Annotated in this window: 12 protein-coding genes; 10 read left to right on the forward strand and 2 right to left on the reverse strand. The window is 38.6% G+C overall.

Annotation, left to right across the window (positions count from 1 at the left end):
- Positions 1-6 precede the first annotated feature (6 nt).
- Positions 7-1,092: a phosphoglyceromutase gene (locus SOLCA_RS04725; protein ID WP_014679306.1), complete on the reverse strand. Its 1,086-nt coding sequence runs from the start codon at positions 1,090-1,092 to the stop codon at positions 7-9.
- A gap of 296 nt (positions 1,093-1,388) precedes the next feature.
- Positions 1,389-1,964: a helix-turn-helix domain-containing protein gene (locus SOLCA_RS04730; RefSeq protein ID WP_014679307.1), complete on the reverse strand. Its 576-nt coding sequence runs from the start codon at positions 1,962-1,964 to the stop codon at positions 1,389-1,391.
- A 294-nt stretch (positions 1,965-2,258) separates the two neighbouring features.
- Here SOLCA_RS04730 and SOLCA_RS04735 point away from each other — a divergent pair, with 294 nt between their 5' ends.
- The 10 genes from SOLCA_RS04735 (at position 2,259) to SOLCA_RS04785 (ending at position 17,993) form a co-directional block, all read left to right on the forward strand.
- The gene (locus SOLCA_RS04735) at positions 2,259-2,813 is read left to right on the forward strand and encodes an RNA polymerase sigma-70 factor (RefSeq protein ID WP_014679308.1); all 555 of its coding nucleotides are present in this window, start codon (positions 2,259-2,261) and stop codon (positions 2,811-2,813) included.
- A gap of 96 nt (positions 2,814-2,909) precedes the next feature.
- Positions 2,910-4,058 (forward strand): FecR family protein, encoded by a 1,149-nt coding sequence (locus SOLCA_RS04740; protein WP_014679309.1) that lies wholly within the window; start codon positions 2,910-2,912, stop codon positions 4,056-4,058.
- 114 nt (positions 4,059-4,172) lie between these two features.
- The gene (locus tag SOLCA_RS04745) at positions 4,173-7,823 is read left to right on the forward strand and encodes a SusC/RagA family TonB-linked outer membrane protein (RefSeq protein WP_014679310.1); all 3,651 of its coding nucleotides are present in this window, start codon (positions 4,173-4,175) and stop codon (positions 7,821-7,823) included.
- A gap of 58 nt (positions 7,824-7,881) precedes the next feature.
- Positions 7,882-9,228 (forward strand): RagB/SusD family nutrient uptake outer membrane protein, encoded by a 1,347-nt coding sequence (locus tag SOLCA_RS04750; RefSeq protein ID WP_014679311.1) that lies wholly within the window; start codon positions 7,882-7,884, stop codon positions 9,226-9,228.
- 24 nt (positions 9,229-9,252) lie between these two features.
- Positions 9,253-10,458, forward strand: coding sequence for a TlpA disulfide reductase family protein (locus SOLCA_RS04755; RefSeq protein ID WP_014679312.1), 1,206 nt, complete (start codon positions 9,253-9,255; stop codon positions 10,456-10,458).
- 245 nt (positions 10,459-10,703) lie between these two features.
- Positions 10,704-11,303, forward strand: a complete 600-nt coding sequence (locus tag SOLCA_RS04760; RefSeq protein WP_014679313.1) for a hypothetical protein — start codon at positions 10,704-10,706, stop codon at positions 11,301-11,303.
- A 42-nt stretch (positions 11,304-11,345) separates the two neighbouring features.
- Positions 11,346-12,911: a flotillin family protein gene (locus tag SOLCA_RS04765; protein WP_014679314.1), complete on the forward strand. Its 1,566-nt coding sequence runs from the start codon at positions 11,346-11,348 to the stop codon at positions 12,909-12,911.
- A 454-nt stretch (positions 12,912-13,365) separates the two neighbouring features.
- Positions 13,366-14,586 (forward strand): IS256 family transposase, encoded by a 1,221-nt coding sequence (locus SOLCA_RS04775; protein WP_014679315.1) that lies wholly within the window; start codon positions 13,366-13,368, stop codon positions 14,584-14,586.
- Between the two features lie 134 nt (positions 14,587-14,720).
- Positions 14,721-15,245, forward strand: a complete 525-nt coding sequence (locus tag SOLCA_RS04780; protein ID WP_014679316.1) for a hypothetical protein — start codon at positions 14,721-14,723, stop codon at positions 15,243-15,245.
- Between the two features lie 447 nt (positions 15,246-15,692).
- Positions 15,693-17,993 carry a glycoside hydrolase family 20 protein gene (locus SOLCA_RS04785; protein WP_014679317.1) on the forward strand — a complete coding sequence of 767 codons (2,301 nt, stop codon included), beginning with the start codon at positions 15,693-15,695 and terminating at the stop codon, positions 17,991-17,993.
- Positions 17,994-18,006 lie beyond the last annotated feature (13 nt).

Below are 18,006 nucleotides of genomic sequence, written 5' to 3' on the forward strand. Positions count from 1 at the left end.
ATAATGTTAGTTAATAATTGTATCGATTGCTTTTCCAACAGGTTTAGCGTTGCTATACTCAATGCCAAGTAAATTACAAAGTGTTTGTGCAACCTGATTTTGATAAAGCTGCGTGTTGGTTTTAATCACTCCTAATGGTTTAACATCGGGGCCAATTGCAGCAATCCATATTTCATTTGCTCCTGGAATATTCTTGCCATGATGCTGCCATAATCCTTTTTGAGCTTCACCACGACCATGATCGGCTGTAATGATCATGGTTGTTTGATCTTTGTAAAAAGGATCATTTTGGATAAAGTTCCATAAATCTGCCAGGTATTGGTCGATGTAATTGGCCGACTTAAGGTAAAGATCATAATGACCTTCATGCGCCCATTCGTCTGTTTCTCCATGTCCGATGAACATTACACGCGGATGATGCGCTATCATATACTCTTTAGCCAGGTAATGAGTAAACACATCTAACCGTTCGCTGCCAAAGGGATCTGGAACCTGGGTTTGCATAGCATTTAACAATCGAGTTGAAGCACTGATGTTGGGGGCTGTAAGATTTTCATAACCTGCATTCACCGGAATTCCTGATCGTTCCCGATTGATAATATAAGGAAAAACATCCCAAGAGCCGAATGCCGCTACTTTTCCTTTAAACTCAGCTTGTTTGTTTAAAAACTCTAGAACCGTAACATTCGGATTGTTCTTTTTGCTGTTACTATTTATTGAAGTATCGGCAAACCCACATAAAAGTTCACTGTATCCCGGATAGGAAAACCAATACGGGTTGGTTACATCCACTTTATTAGACAAATCGCGATTTCCCAAAATTTGTCCCTTGGAAGCAATAGTATTCCACATAAACGGCATTAAGATTAAACGACGTTCCTGATCTGTGGTTGCCCAAAATTGTTTAGTAATAGCTTTAGGGTTACCGGTAAATTGCTTGTTGTTGATCAGTGATGAATCAGCTCCTCTAAACAACTCCTGCCAGCGATAACCATCAAGCGTTATTATAACCACATTTTTTGTTTTGTGCTTTGTTTGAGCAGCTGCAAATATGGTAATGCAGCATAAAACGAGCGTCAATAATTTCTTCATAAGATAAGTATAGCTTGTAAAAAATGTTTAGCAATGCTAAACATAAAGTAGGAACAGAAAAAGGGAAATGTAAAAAAATAACAGGAGATTAAAACTGATTTAACAGAGAAGAGGGGAGAAATAATTTTTAGGATGGGATTACCCCTAACCCCTAAAGGGGAATTCATATCGCACGTATAAACTATTGGTACTTTATACACAGAAAATTCCCCTTTAGGGGTTAGGGGTTTACACTACATTTCTCTATACAATGTGATGTTCTAGGCATTTCCCCTTTAGGGGTTAGGGGTATAAGTTTAATTGCTATCAAAAAAGTAAACAATCAACATTAATGCGTTTTCATCACTAATTGTACGCGGGTTATGACTTATACGGCCATCAAATAGCATGGCATCTCCCTTGTTTAATTCAATTGTTCGGTCAGGGAAAATATATTCGATCTTTCCCCGTATAATATATTTGAACTCAAAGGCTTCGGTTTCAACCATTGGCCGCTGGGCATCCTTGGACAAATCAAGTAAAACAATATCAACAGTGGTATTTTTAAAGGTCTTGGTAAAGATACGTTGGTAAAGGAATCCTTCCGCCGATTCTTTTTCAAAGGCTTCATACTCCTCTTTTCGCTTTACAAGAATCATCGGCCCATTGATATTACTTCCAATACCTTTAAAAAAATAATTCAAATCAACTTCAAGTGCCAGTACAATATCAATTAGCACCAGTAAAGAAGGGATTGTCCGGCTATTTTCAATTTGGGAGATAAGACCTTTACTTACCTTCGCCTTATCTGCCAGCTCTTGTAAGGTCATTCCCCGTTCTTTACGAAAAGCACGTATTTTATTACTGATTTGAATGAGTAAGTCTTCTTCCATAGTTAATCATTGTTCAGCAATTCTAAACATTTTTAATGAGTAGATGGTATAAGTATCGTAATTATTTCAATAAGGTGTCGTTAAATTAATGTGTAATCGATCATAAAAAATGAGATTGTATACAGAAATTATCAACATTGGACAAAAAACTTTTTTGGTTCATTTTATGTGTTTATACATGCAATAAATGCTTTTTTGCTCCTTTTTCTCTCTATAGCCTATACACTCTATTAGGTAACGGTATTGATATTCTAAAATTTAACCGTCAAATTAGGCGCCTATTAAGCAAACTGAATGCAGCAAGCAGGAGAAGGACAAGGAATTTCCGTTAGACAAATTGAAGAACTTTTTCATGCAAAGTATGAAACATTGTGCATGATAGCTGTTCGTTATGTCGATGAGCTTGAGCTAGCTAAAGACCTTGTTCAGGAGTTTTTTGTGTACGTATGGAATAAACGAGATCAGATTCAACTAAAATCTTCGTTCGAAGCGTATGCAGTGAGATCGGTAAAGAATATTTGCATTACCCACATTAAGCGTCAGCGAGATCTCATTATTTACCAGGGCGGCGAGTTACCCGAAATTGCCTTTGACCCTGACGGAACAATAAACGATGAGCGCTTAAAAGCCAAAATTTACTCAAAACTAACAGAGGCATTAAACAAGTTACCTGCTGAACGAAAAAAGTTGTTCTTAATGAGCAATGTGCAAGGGCTTACCTATGCTGAAATTGCCGAGCGAAATAATATATCTGTGAATACGGTAAAAACACAAATTAAAAAGGCGTATGCCACCTTGCGTAGCCAACTTTCGGAGAACTTGTTAATAGGTATCCTGTTATCCGTTTAATCCCTTCAAAGAAATAATTTATTTTTTTTCATCGATTCAATCACCCTCTTTTTTACTTCTTGCTACTTACTATTAATGGAGAAATAACACCATCGTATGAGCAATAACAATAAATGGATTCAGGAATTTTTGGACGACCAGACAATGGATGAATACATTGTTCGGGGAACTAATGATGAAGAATTGGTTGTCAGAGAGAATACCGAACTTTCTAAATCTGGAATCCGCGAGAAATACGCTCAACATATTAACACCGAAAATGATTGGAAGTTAGTACAAAATCGTGTTGCTATTCGCAGTCATTATCGAATTATTTCAATCAGCAAACGCTTGATCAGGTATGCTGCTATTCTTTCTATTCCATTGGCTATCGGTATTACTTTTTACTTTTCAGTAAAGCATGGTGATAAATCAACACCGCCTCCTCCTTCAACTATTGCAGCTGAAATTCATAAAAATAAGCCTTTCCTGATTCTTGATGATGGATCTCAGATAATGCTCACTGAAGAGATCAACGGTAGGATAAAGGGAACACAGGTGATGAGCATGAACGAAATACTTGATTATTCTGAGGTTAATCCTGATAAAGTTGCTTTTAATACCTTGATAGTACCTAAAGGCGATACTCACAAGATTATACTGGAAGATGGTACCGAAGTGTTTTTAAATGCAGATTCTCGTTTAAAATTTCGTGTAAGTTTTGCTAATGTGCATCAGCGTGAAGTATTTCTTGAAAGTGGGGAGGCCTATTTTAATGTAACCCAAAACCCTGAGAAACCATTTATTGTACATCATGGAAATATGAGTGTAAAGGTATTAGGTACATCATTTAACGTAAATGCCTATACTGCTACTGTTCAAACAACACTTGTAGAAGGAAAGGTGAAAGTGGACTTTAATAATTCAACAAAAGGATTGACTCTTGCTCCGGGACAGCAAGCTCTGTTTGATAGCATTCATGAAACACTTGAAAAACAAACAGTGGAAGTGGATTCATATGTTGTATGGAAAGAAGGCGTTTTTGCCCTTGATCATGCTTCGCTTGAGACATTAATGGCCCAAGTTGGTAGAGCGTACGATCTGGATATAGAATTTAAAGATGCAACCCTAAAACAACTACATTTTAGCGGTCGTGTAACTAAATCAGAAGATGTTAAGGAAGTGTTGGATGTCATTAAGAAAACCACACACTTAAAATTCACTATTAAAGACAGGAGGATTATTATAGAGAAATCAGTACGATAAAAAGAAAACAGGTGATGTTTCGACCATCACCCGTTTAAAGGCAAGTTTTCATAAATCAAATTGCTTGGAGGGCAAATAGGGATTTATTGTTTCAACTCAACCAGTTCAAATCTAATGAAAAAAAGTTACGAAGAAATTATTCATGTTAAAAACAAACCTAAAAATCCATTAAAGAGAAAGACAGGCCTACTGTTACTCTGTTTTATGTTGTTTTCCTTTAACTTGTTGGCACAGTCGGCAGAAAAAGTTAGCCTAAGTGTTAAGAATGTTAAAATTCCTAAAGCGCTGGATGCACTAAAAAAGCAAGTTCCGTTTCATCTTGTTTATAATCTGGAAGAACTGAACAAGCACCCGGGTGTAACTGTAAATGCTAAAAGTCAGCCGTTGGATCAAGTACTCAATGAGTTATTGCAGGGAACGGGGCTAGAGTTTACCTATCAAAAAAATATAATCATAATCGGCCCTAAAGAAACCCAGCAAAATCTTTCAGGAAATAAGATTGATGTTAAGGGGAGGGTAGTAGATGAAGAGGCTCAACCATTAGCAGGAACAACGGTCAACATTAAGGGATCTTCACGATCGACTTTAACCAACAGCAATGGAGAGTTTTCATTATCCAATCTGGATGAAAACACCACTTTAATGGTTTCTTTCCTCGGGTTTACTACTAAAGAACTAAAGGCCAGGGAAATTAATGCCAACGGAAGCATGAAAACTATACAGCTGAAAACAGCTGTTGCTGGTCTTACAGAGGTTTCAGTGGTTTCAACTGGTTATCAAAATATAAAGCGCTCACAAGTAGCAGGTTCTTATGCTACCATCGATCGTACTACTTACCTGCAAACGGTACCTGTAAACGGAAATATTATCAACAATATGGAAGGCCGCATGTCGGGTTTGATGCTCAACCTTAATCAATCTCGCAGTAAGTGGTCCGACCCCAATAATACAAGTCCGTTTACCATCAGGGGAGTATCCACATTCCAGGCAATCAAGAAACCATTAATTGTATTAAACGGCTATCCGTCTGAAGTGGATATTGAAACGATCAATCCTTATGATATTGAATCGATCACGGTGTTAAAGGATGCAGCCTCAGCAGCAATTTATGGGGTACGAGCGTCTAACGGTGTAATCGTTATCAATACTAGAAAAGGGATCGAAAATGGCAAGCCCGCGATCAATTTTACTACAGCCCTAACGGTAATGCCTAAGCCCGATTACAGCAAGCTTAACCTATTAACAGGTAAGAATTATGTTGATTTTGAAAAGGCAACCGGTATAAATGATATTGAGAACAACTTCATGTCGAAAGATTTTATTGACATGATGAATGGTACATATACTCCCGTTTTTAGTATTACTGATGATTTATACAATGGCCGGATAACGCAGGAAGAGGCAGATAGATTGTATGCAAATATGGCAGCTTATGATAACACCGAAGATTATAAGCGTCTGTTTCTGCAAAATCAATTTTTACAAAACTACAACCTGAATGTAAGTGGCGGTTCTCCTAACACTACCTATTTTGTAGGTGTAAACTATGTGAACAACAATGGTTCTGAAAAGAACTCAAACTATAATAAAACCACTGTAAACTATAAAGGTTCATTTAGCTTTTCCAAAAAGATCAATCTGGACGTGCAGAGTATTTACTCTAATATGAATTCAAAAGCTGCTGCAATTCCGGATTATTTTCAGTTAAAACCTTACCAACGTTTTCAGGATGAAAATGGGAATGCGTTGCCAACCTATTTTTCCCCTTTTAACGAGTCTTACTTTGGGTTCGGTCAGAGTTATGGTACCATTAGTGCCGCGCGTAATCAGGAAAATATGGCCATGGGTTTGTATGACGAGTTTTATTACCCTTATCAGGAAATGAATGAGTCGAGTACTACAACCAAGAGCAATATCTACAGGGTGCAAGGAAATTTAAAAGCAACCATTGCAAACGGCTTAAATCTGGAGCTGGGTGGTGTGTTTGAAAAAGAGGCCGACAATTACGAAAACTATGCTTCTGAGAATGCTTATCAGACTCGTTTGATGCTCAACTACTTTGCCAGAAAAGACCCGGCAAGCGGACGACCAATATTTGGAGTTCCGCAAGGTGGTGTAAAGAAAACAAATACAAATGATATCAGCTCATACACTTTAAGGGCCCAGTTAACCTATAATAAAACCTTGGCTCAAAAGCATGATATTTCATTATTAGGTGGTTTTGAACAAAGACGTATTACGTCTTCAGCCAATTTAAATACAGCTTTTGGGTATAACAATAAAACCTTAACCATTAAGCCGGTTGATTTAACATTACTTAGCAATTATAATTACTCACCGGAGTATTTTGATGTTATTGTTCCGGCGTTAAGTTATGCATTTGACCAAACCCAGTTAACTGATTTTTTTAATGAATTGTATGCTGACGACCGATTTCTTTCTTTTTACGCGAATGGGGCTTACACCTATGATGAGCGATACACTTTAACAGGAAGCTTACGTATCGATCAGTCGAACCTTTTTGGTACTGATCCTAAATTCCGATATACGCCTTTATGGTCAACCGGTGTCTCTTGGTCTCTGGATAAAGAAAATTTCCTAAAGGAGTCAACCCTCATCAACGAGCTTAAACTTCGTGTTGCAGTAGGCTATAATGGTAATATCATTAAGCGAAGCGGACCTTTTAATTTCTTGACTAGTTCAGTTAATACGTACTTATCCAATCCAACTGTGGGGTACGCGATATCGGCACCGAGAAATAATGAGTTGAGATGGGAGAAAACGCTCAATTTTAATACAGGAGTGGATTTTGCAATTGCCGACAGACGATTATCGGGTACGGTTGATTTCTATATCAAACGTGGAGAAGATATTTTCTCTCCGATAGAATCTGACCCGACTTTAGGTTTTACGAATCTGCTTACTAATAATGCTTCTGTAGAGAATCGCGGGGTGGATATCATGCTTTCCACTATTAATGTTAAAAGCAGGAATTTTAGCTGGCAAACACAGTTAACGGGTTCTTTTAATAAGAGTAAGGTGCTTAACGTAAAGAACAAATTTAACGGTTTCTTTAATTTCAGCAGAGCAGGGGGAGCCGAAAATATTGAAGGCCATCCAATGAATTCGGTGTTAACACTTGATTATGCCGGACTAAACGGGCTTGGTCAGCCGACTGTAAGGGATGAAAACGGGAATATTATCGTATTGAGTTATTCTCCGAAGATGGATATCCCTTTCAGCGCTTTAAGGTTTGCGGGTGTAAATGATCCTAAATATGCCATTGGTTTCAATAATCAATTTTCGCTAGGAGATTTTAGTCTTTCAGCTTTACTGATGTATTATGGTGGACATGTGGGTTTGATTGCTCCTCCAAGTGTGTTTGACGATAGACCTGTAGACGGAATGCAGAACATGTGGTCTAAACCGGGCGACGAGCTGCATACTGATATTCCCGGCCTTTCTCCGGCATACGGATCTCCGAAATATTTTGATAACCGACAAGCTTATAATCGAGGACAAAAGTTTGTTCGTAAGCTCGATTACATTGCCTTGAGAGATGTAACGCTCACCTATAAGATGAAAGATAAGCTGAGCCAAAAAATGGGTATGAATAATACCAGGTTGATCTTGCAGGTACAAAATCCGGTTAAACATGTGTTTAGTGGAAATGACGTTGATCCGGAATCGCTTGATTTTGTTTCAGGCAAAAGAGGATTACCGGTTGTGTCGGCCTTCACCTTCTCATTGTCGACTAACTTTTAAAGCAGCAGATGATCTGCGGGATAAAGTATTGAATGATTGATCATTAAAAAGAAATCAGATGAAATTAATCAGATTAGCCACACTCCTTATAGTACCATCCCTGTTGCTGGGAGCATGCAGCAGTTTTCTGGATGTAAAACCCAAAGGAGTAATTATTGCCGAAACTATCAGCGACTATGATGGTTTGCTGAATGATGTAGGTGTAATAAATCCGTTTGGACAGAGTATTTGTATGATCTATACAACAGATGATGTTAAAGACGTATCATTTTCACCTCAAAACCAAACAGCTCCTAAAGGTAATTCGTACTTCTGGAGAGAATACATTAATAATAACAACGATCGCCCGGATGTTTGGGCTGATTTTTATAACCGAATTGCCAATTTAAACGTAATTACTGAAGGTGTTCTTTCTGCATCCGACGGTGCCGAACAGCAAAAGAAACAATTATATGCTGAAGCTGCAGTGGCTAAGGCGTTCAATTATTTCTATTTATTGTCATTCTTTTCACCTGCGTATAGTAAAAGTACAGCTGAAGCTGATTACGGAGTTCCATATGTTATCAGTACCGATCAAAGTAAAGCAACACCACAGCGTCCTTCACTTCAACAATCGTTAGATGATTTAACCGGTAATATTTTAGCGGCAATACCTGATCTGCCCAATCAGAATATTAATAATTCGAGGTTTACTAAAGCATCTGCGTACGGTTTGTTAACACGTATCTATTTATATATGGGTAATTATACCGATGCACTTAAGTATGCAGATTTGGTGTTAAGATCAGGTGATGCTACTATTCTCAATTATAATAATTTCAGCACAACCAGACTTCCGCACGCTAATAATAGCCCTGAGGAATTGTTAGTTCGGTATTGTAATAATATGTCCTTTCACTACTCAGATGAGTTGCTATCTGTTTATAATCTTCCGGCTGATTTACGGATTCAATTATTAGCGACACCAACTGCTAATGGAGGTTATGATTTTGGAGGAGGAACTTCTTACAATCCGAACAGAGGTATTTCTTATGCGGAAATATATTTAACCAAGGCAGAATGTCTGGCTCGGAATGGTGATATCAATGGTGCATTAGCTATTGTGAATAATACCATTCGTAAAAACCGGATGACACCTGCCGGTTATACAGCGTTAACAGCAGCAAACAAGGAGGAGGCTATTACTGCAGTGCTTGAAGAGAGAAGAAGAGAGCTGGCCTTTAAAGGAATGCGTTGGAGTGATATGAAACGTTTGGATAAAGATGGAAGAATGAAACCGGTGATGCGTTATGCAGCTGATGGAACTGTTTTAGTAACATTAACTCCGGGAAGCACCAATTACACGTTCCAAATCCCTTTACAAGTTCAGGCATTTAATGCAGGGATGCCACTTAACAAACGATAGTTTTTAATCTTAAAACAGATAATAATGACCAGATTATTCTTAGTAATCATAAGCATTTTTATATTTTCTTCATTCAAGCTGGAACCGGGCTTTACCATTTTAGGTTCAATTAGCGGAAACGCTGAAGGGATGAAAGTGTACCTTGAATCTGATGGCTTTTCAGATTCTAAAAGAATCGATAGTGCCATAATTAGTAATGGTAAATTTAGTCTAAAAGGTACGCTAAAGTCATCTGCTTTATGCAGAGTGATTATCGACAGAACCCCAAAAGGGCAAAAATCAGCTCAAAGTAACTGGTTGATGAGCAGGTTCTATCTGGAGAATTCAGCGATCACTTTCAGTGGACATATGGATAGTTTACCTACTTATTATTATAATAAGAACAGGGTAGTAAGGAAACCAGTTATTACCGGTTCTGAGCCACAACGTCTTTTAGAAGAATTTGAAGCATCAATAGTCGACCTACGTAAACAACAAAGAGCTTTAAACGATGAGTATATGAAAGTATATCATCTTCCGGCTATCTCAGGTACTTTTAATACCAGGGAAGGTGTTAGCCTTTACAGAAAAGAAAAAGAAGTTTCGAAGCAGGTAAGAAAAGAAGTCTGGAAGTTTATTCAGGAAAACTCATCATCGGTAGTGGCGTTTGATAAAGCCAGAGAATATTTTTATGGTTTGGAAGTACAGCTTACCATTGCTGAAATTGACAGCTTAATCACGATTGTTGAGTCGGGTTATAAGAATGCTGAGCAAGTAGCAACATTTAAAAAGGAAGCAGAAGTAGCAAAGAAAACTGCTATTGGAGTAAAATACCAGGATATGGCTTTGCTAAATCAGGACGGTAAAAAGTTGTTGATTTCAAGTCAGTTTCCTAAAGGAGGTTATACTTTATTAGAGTTTTGGGCCTCGTGGTGCGGTCCTTGCCGTGGCGAAATTCCTCATTTAAGAGAGGTTAATAAACACTATAAAGACAAGGGTTTTACGATTGTTAGCATTTCAATTGACGAAAAAGAGCAGGCCTGGAAAAAAGCGATGAAAGAGGAGAATATGATATGGCCTCAATTGAACGATAGAGGTGGTTTCAAAGGCGAAAGTGTTAAAGCTTATAACATTACAGGCGTTCCTTATTGTTTGTTACTCGACAAGGAAGGCAAAATTATACAGGTGGGTTTGCGAGGAGCTGGTCTTGATGCTGCGTTGGAAGATATTTACGGTACAGTAGAAAACTAATCCTAAAATCTTCCTATTAATGCAATGAAATAGAAAAACAGCGTAAGATTGCCTGATCACATAATACAGCACTGGGAACTGTTGTTAAGGGATAGTCAACTAAAAATCTTCATGTAACCTAAATCAATAATGGGCCGGCAGTCGGGATAACCCCTGCCGGTTTTTTAGTTGTCAACTGAATGTTAATTACTATCATTTTGAAATAATTTAAATATATGTAGTTTCACAGCGTTGATTTTTGAATTATGACATTTACCTTATTATCAGCTTTTAATGGTTGGTGGACAAGCCACACCACAATTGAGCAAGTTTTATGGATCACTGCCGTTTTAGCAACTATTTTATTGGCGGTACAAGCATTGATTGGATTTGGTGGAGGCGATCATGATGATGCCTTCGGACATGTGGAAGAAGCTTCAGCCGCAGATTCGGGTATCGATTACCAGTTTATTACGGTAAAAAACCTGCTGGCTTTTTTTGCGATGTTCGGATGGTCGGGGCTAGGGGTTTACAGTTCAACTCACAATCCTGTAACATCACTTGTTGTTGCTCTTGTAGCCGGACTTATTACTATGTTTTTAATGGCCTGGATCTTTAAACAAATGAATAAGCTACAGGTTGACGGAACTATGGATATTAAAACGGCAATTGGAAAAGGCGCCGAAGTTTACCTTAAAATACCTGCCAACAGAAGTGGAAAGGGAAAAGTACACGTAACAATTCAATCCTCATTACGTGAGTTAGATGCTATTACCGATGATGCAACCGATATAAATACCGGCGACATGGTATTTATCAAAGAAGTTTTAGCAAGCGACCTGCTTATAGTAGCAAAACACAATTAATCAGTAATTTATTCTTATTAAATACATTAAATCCAACCAGCTATGGAGTACATGTTTATTGGGATCATTGTCCTCGTTGTTTTTATTTTTTTATTGCTTGTTTCACTCTTTAAACGTTACAAGCGTTGTCCGTCAGACAAAGTATTAGTGGTTTATGGTAAAGTTGGATCAGATGCCGATGGAAATAAGTCAGCTAAATGTATTCACGGTGGAGCAGCATTCATCATGCCTATCATTCAGGATTATGCATTCCTGGATCTTACACCCATTTCAATTGAAGTAAATTTAACCAATGCACTGAGCAAGCAAAACATTCGTGTGGATGTACCATCACGCTTTATGGTTGGTGTTTCAACTGAACATGGAGTTATGCAAAATGCTGCTGAACGTTTGTTAGGTATGCAACAAGCACAGATTCATGATCTGGCAAAAGATATTATCCTTGGTCAAATGCGCTTGGTAGTGGCCATGATGGATATTGAAGAAATTAATAATAATCGTGATAAATTCTTAACCAATATTGCAGGAAGCGTTGAAGCAGAGCTGAAAAAAATCGGCTTAAAAATGATTAACGTAAACGTAACCGACATTAAAGATGAAAGCGGTTATATTGAGGCGTTGGGTAAAGAAGCCGCTGCAAAGGCGATTAACGAAGCAAAAGTTAGCGTAGCAGAACAAGAACGTCATGGTGAAATTGGTAAAACCCAAGCTGAGAAAGACCGTGATATTAAGATAGCGGAAACTTACCGCGACCGTGATATTCAGGTAGCAGTTGCGACAAAAGATAAAGAAGTTTCTATTGCGGCGGCTAAGAGAGATGAAAGTATCGGTAAAGTTGAGGCCGACAGAGATACCCGTGTGAAAACGGCTGAAGCTAATGCCATTGCAGTAAAAGGAGAAAACCTTTCGCGTATTGAAATTGCCAATTCGGAAGCTGAAAAACGTGAACGTGAAGCTGAAGCGTTGAAAAGAGCAACTTCAGCCGAAAAGGTTCAGTCGGCAAAAGCCTTGGAAGAGGCTTATGAAGCAGAAAGAAGAGCGGAAGAAGCCCGTGCGCAAAGAGATCGAGCATCTCAAAATGCAAATATCGTTGTTGCTGCAGAGATTCAAAAGCAACGCGCTATCATCGAAGCTCAGGCTGAAGCCGAAAAAATCCGTGAGAAAGCAAAAGGAGAGGCCGACGCAATTTTTGCAAAAATGGAAGCCGAAGCAAAAGGTATGTTCGAGATCCTTACTAAACAAGCCGAAGGTATGGATAAGATCGTTAAAGCAGCCGGAAATAATTCTAAAGATGCGGTATTGTTACTAATTGCAGATAAGTTACCAGAGCTGGTTAGATTACAAACTGAGGCGATCAAAAATATCAAGATCGATAAAGTTACTGTTTGGGAAAATGGTAAAGGCAATGGTGACGGACAATCATCAACCGCCGGCTTCATTTCAGGCCTATATAAAGCTGTTCCACCATTAACCGACATGTTTAACATGGCAGGTATGAACTTACCGGAATACTTGGGTAAGAAACAACCGAATGGAATTGAACTTCCTAAACCACCGCAAGTTAACGGCGATGATAAGGGGAAAGATAAGCCGGAAGTGACGGAGTAAAGGGTTTTAAAAGAAACGGGTGATAATGGAAATTGTTGCCCGTTTTTTCTGGGATACTAAGTGGGTAATAATGGGGTTTAGTAAAGCTAAAAATCATTGTTGCTATTCTTATGGTTTTGATTTTTCTAAAGATGAAGACTTGTATGAAAAGATAGTCAAACCATTTAATGTATGCTTGTGTTGCGTTTTTCATATGGAGTTGATGATACATTGTATGGTACAGATTGTTTTACAGCATATCGAAAGGAGTGGATTGATGCAGGATTGACTTTTTGTGGCAAACTTTATCCAATTAACGTATGAAAAAGAGGGAATAAGAGTGTTAAGAAGCTTACCTAAGTGGAAAGTCGGTAAATGTAATGGAAAAGCCGTGCCTGTTTTAATTCTTTTTCGAGGGTGGAAAATAAACTGTGTCAAATGTTAGAAAGAATTAAGACCTTTAACACAGTTTTTTATGGAAACACCAGAATTTGATTTAGAGTTTATTAAGAAGAAAGCCTTGGAGCAGTTTCGCTCAGGTAAGTCTCTGTATGGCAAAGAAGGGGCATTCGCACCATTGCTGAAACATTTTTTAGAAGCCGCCTTGCAAGCAGAGTTAGAGGGCCATTTGGATGAGGAGGAACGCAACTCGGGCAATCGGAAGAATGGCAAAGGCCAAAAGCAACTCAAAACGTCCGATGGAACGCTGACCATCGAGACTCCCCGCGACCGAACCGGCACCTTTGAACCCGAACTGATCCGAAAACGGGAAACCATCCTGGCCGAAAGCCTAGAGTCTAAGATACTGGGGATGTACGGCCTGGGGATGAGCTTCCGGGACATCTCCAAACACATCAAGGATATGTATGACACGGACATCTCCCACGCCACCCTGAGCGCCATTACCGACAAGATCCGCCCGCAGATAAAAGAATGGCAAAGCCGTCCTTTGGAAGAACTGTACACTATCGTTTGGCTGGATGCCATGCATTATAAGGTGAAAGAAGATAACCGGGTGGTATCGCGGGCTGTTTACAACATTCTGGGCATCAATCGTTATGGTAAAAAAGAGCTATTGGGCATGTACGTCTCGCAAAGTGAAGGCGCCAATTTCTGGCTGGGCGTACTGACCGATTTAAAGAACCGTGGAGTCAGCGACATCCTGATCGCCTGCATTGATAACTTAAAAGGCTTTGCAGAAGCCATTAACGCTGTTTTTACCGAAACAGAAGTACAAACCTGCATCGTTCATCAAATCCGCAACAGTCTGAAATACGTGGCCTCTAAAGATCAAAAAGAGTTCATGAAAGACCTGAAGCCTGTTTACCAGGCTGTAAACAAAGATCTGGCCGAATTACGGCTGGAGGAACTGGAGGAGAAATGGGGCAGGAAGTATCCGGTGGTCTTGCAGTCCTGGCGCCATAACTGGGAAAAGCTTAGTACGTATTTCAAATACGATGTGGCTATCCGACGTTTGATCTATACGACCAATACCATTGAAGGCTTTCATCGGCAGGTACGCAAAGTGACCAAAACCAAAGGCGCCTTCACCTCGGACACGGCCCTGATCAAATTGATTTATCTGGCCCATGGCAACATCAGCCAGAAATGGACCATGCCGCTGACCAACTGGGCCCAAACCGCCTCTCACCTGGCCATTTGGTTTGATGGAAGAATGAAGTTAGATTTGAACTAACAAACAAAGGTGTTGAAATATGGAAAACTCGAAAAGAGTTTACCACATTCCAACTCCTCAACAATAACAATAATAATGGTTGACACAGTTTATTTTACAGACCCTTTTTTCCGGTGCATTTTTAAATACTATAAATGAAGGTTTTTCTTTCCAAAATTAAGAGCTCCTTTAATATTTTCCTACTTATTGTAGTTCTGCTTCTTACAGGTGGACTAATCATTCTTTTCTTACCACTAATTCTATTGATGAGTAGTACTGAAAACAGTAGGTACAATGTTAATAGGAGAGCCTATCGGTCGTATTTAAACTCAATTACAGGTACTAAATTCTTTTGTTATAATAATAGAACCAATAGCCAGGAATTTATAGAACGAAACATTTTACCCAATTTACCTTCGGATGTGCAATTAATCTACCTGGATGGAAAAACGCCATTGTCAGATTATGATGATGAATATATTTCTATGATGCTTTACCGAATCAAAGACCGTGGTGGTTTTCCTTATTTATTAAAAGTAGTTGATGGAGAGCTTATGGATTGCTCAGTCAACAATGAGTTTTACAATGTTCTCAATCAAAATAAAAGCTTTGATAAACTTTTTAAACAAATAAATAGCTTTTATGGTAGTGAGTTGAGTAATGAACGGAACCTGAATTAATCTTTCTTTTCACTTAATACTAGTTCATTATTCCCCCGTTGTTGAAAGTGTCAAGCAATCGCGTCACTTTCAACTATAAATAAAACAGAAGACTCCGTCTGGCCGACAGCACAAAAAGATTCAATAAAAGAAACAAACAAAACCATTCGAAATAATGCCAAACGAATATAAGAGCTTCATTCTGATTTGAATAAGGCTTTTTTGGTATGAAACTATCCCTACAAAGCTTACTAAATATAAAATAAATGTTAGTAAAACTTTTTTAAATAATTAAAAAGCTCTTCTTTTGTTTTAGACAAGATATTGAAGGTAATCGATTTGATATACTACTTAGTCAATATCTTTAAACTATTTGCTAAAACGTTTTTATTGAAATTTTAAGCACCAACCAAATTTATGAATCAACCTACTGAGTGGTATTCCGCAGTTGGTTAATGATTATCAATTATGAATAAAAAATTATTGTTTCTTATGGCGCTGTGTTGTCCGCTATTTCTTTCGGCACAGCAGAAAGTTAATATTATTCCGAAGCCAGTAAACCTGGTAATTCAGGAAGGGAACTTTAGTATTGATGGCAACACTTCTGTCAGATTTGATAAAAAGAATTCGGAGTTACAGGCTATAGCAAAGTTTTTAGCTGCTTATATCAATACAGTTTCGGGCAATGAACTGAGAATGAATAATAAGAAAGCTGCAAAAATCATCGACCTTAAAATTGAAAATACGGCCAATATTGGCGATGAAGGTTATGTGCTCAATGTATCACCTTCGGCAATAACAATTAGAGCCAATACCAAAGCTGGTATTTTTTATGGTTTGCAATCAATAATACAAACATTACCACAAGTTCGTACAAATGCGGCTTTGGTAGTCCCTTGTATGCAGGTAACGGATTATCCGCGTTTTAAATGGCGCGGAATGCACCTGGACGTAAGCCGGCATTTTTTCACGCCTGAACTAGTGAAAGAATATATTGATCTGATTGCCCAATACAAGATGAATACTTTTCATTGGCATTTGGTTGATGATCAGGGCTGGCGAATTGAGATAAAAAAATACCCTAAACTAACCGAAGTCGGCGCTTGGCGTGTTGACCAAAACGATAAAGCATGGAGCGACAGACCGCAAGCCAAGGCAGGCGAAAAACCTACTTACGGTGGTTATTATACGCAAGAGCAAATCAAAGATATTATTGCTTACGCCGCTGTCCGTAATGTAACGGTAGTTCCCGAAATTGAAATGCCGGGACATGTGGCTTCAGCTGTTGCCTCGTATCCACATTTAAGTTGTACACAACAGGCCCAGCTACCAATGACAGGTGGTAATTACACCAATATGTCGTCTAACTATTGTGCAGGAAATGATTCTGTGTTTACTTTTTTAGAAGATGTGCTTACTGAAGTGGTTGACTTATTTCCTTCAAAATACATTCATATTGGCGGAGATGAATTAGATAAAGCACCGTGGAAAAAATGCGCACGTTGTCAGGCCAGAATCAAAACAGAGAACCTGAAAAATGAAGAAGAGCTGCAAAGCTATTTTATTGCACGGATAGAGAAATTTCTGATCAGTAAAAACAGAAAGATGATTGGCTGGGATGAAATATTGGAAGGAGGTTTGGCTCCGGAAGCAACAGTGATGAGCTGGCGTGGTGAAGCTGGCGGAATCGAAGCAGCTAAAATGAAACATGATGTGATCATGACTCCCGGCAACCCTGTGTATTTTGATCATTACCAGGCAGGTCCTGAAGGTGAACCGCAAGCTTTTGGGGGTTTTAATACACTAAAAAGGGTGTATAGTTATGAGCCAATCCCTAAGGAGCTAAATGCCGAAGAAGCGAAATTTGTGTTAGGAGCACAAGCCAATTTATGGACTGAGTCAATTGTTACAGCTGAACATGTTGAATACATGATTTTGCCACGTATGCCAGCATTGGCAGAGGTGGTATGGTCGCCTAAAGAAAGCAGAAACTGGGGTGATTTTAATGAACGCATTCAGTCTCATTTTAAGGGCTACGGACAAAAAGGACTGCGTTATTGTCCGGGTAATTTTACTATTGATATCAAACCATCATCGCAAAACGGAAAATTGAGTATAGCTCTTTCAACCGAAGCTTATAAGGGTGAAATTTATTATACAACCGATGGTTCCAACCCGACTATCAGCAGCATTAATTATGCAGGTCCTATTAGTATCGACTCTTCGGTAATTATAAAGGCTACAACCGTTTTAAATGGAAATGTTATGGGTGTTAAACCTGCTGAACAGGCTTTTATAATGCATAAAGCTATAGGAAGAGATGTTGTTTATTCGAATCCGATAAGTACCTATTATGTAGCGGATGGTCCGAATTCATTAACCGATGGTGTACTGGGAACTAAAACGGTAAATAAGTACTGGCATGGCATAAGCGGAAAGGATCTGGTTGCCACTATTGATTTAGGTGCAGAACAGGAGATCAAAAGTATAAGCCTTGGCTGTTTGCAAAATTACTCCGATTGGATTTTTCTTCCTCAGGAAGTAAAGTTTGAAGTATCTGCAGATGGAAAGAATTTTAAAGAAGCAAAGATGGTTGTCAATAACGTATCTGTTTATGAAAAATCAACTATCAAGAGTTTCAAGGCTGAGTTTTTGAAACAAAAAGTTAAATATGTACGTGTAAGTGCCAAAAATGGAGTATGTCCGCCAAATCATCCCGGAGCAGGCAAGCCTGCCTGGATTTTTGCCGATGAGCTGGTGGTGGAATAACCACTTAATGATT

Origin of the sequence: Solitalea canadensis DSM 3403 (assembly GCF_000242635.2) — a bacterium.
GTDB classification, from domain to species: Bacteria; Bacteroidota; Bacteroidia; order Sphingobacteriales; family Sphingobacteriaceae; genus Solitalea; species Solitalea canadensis.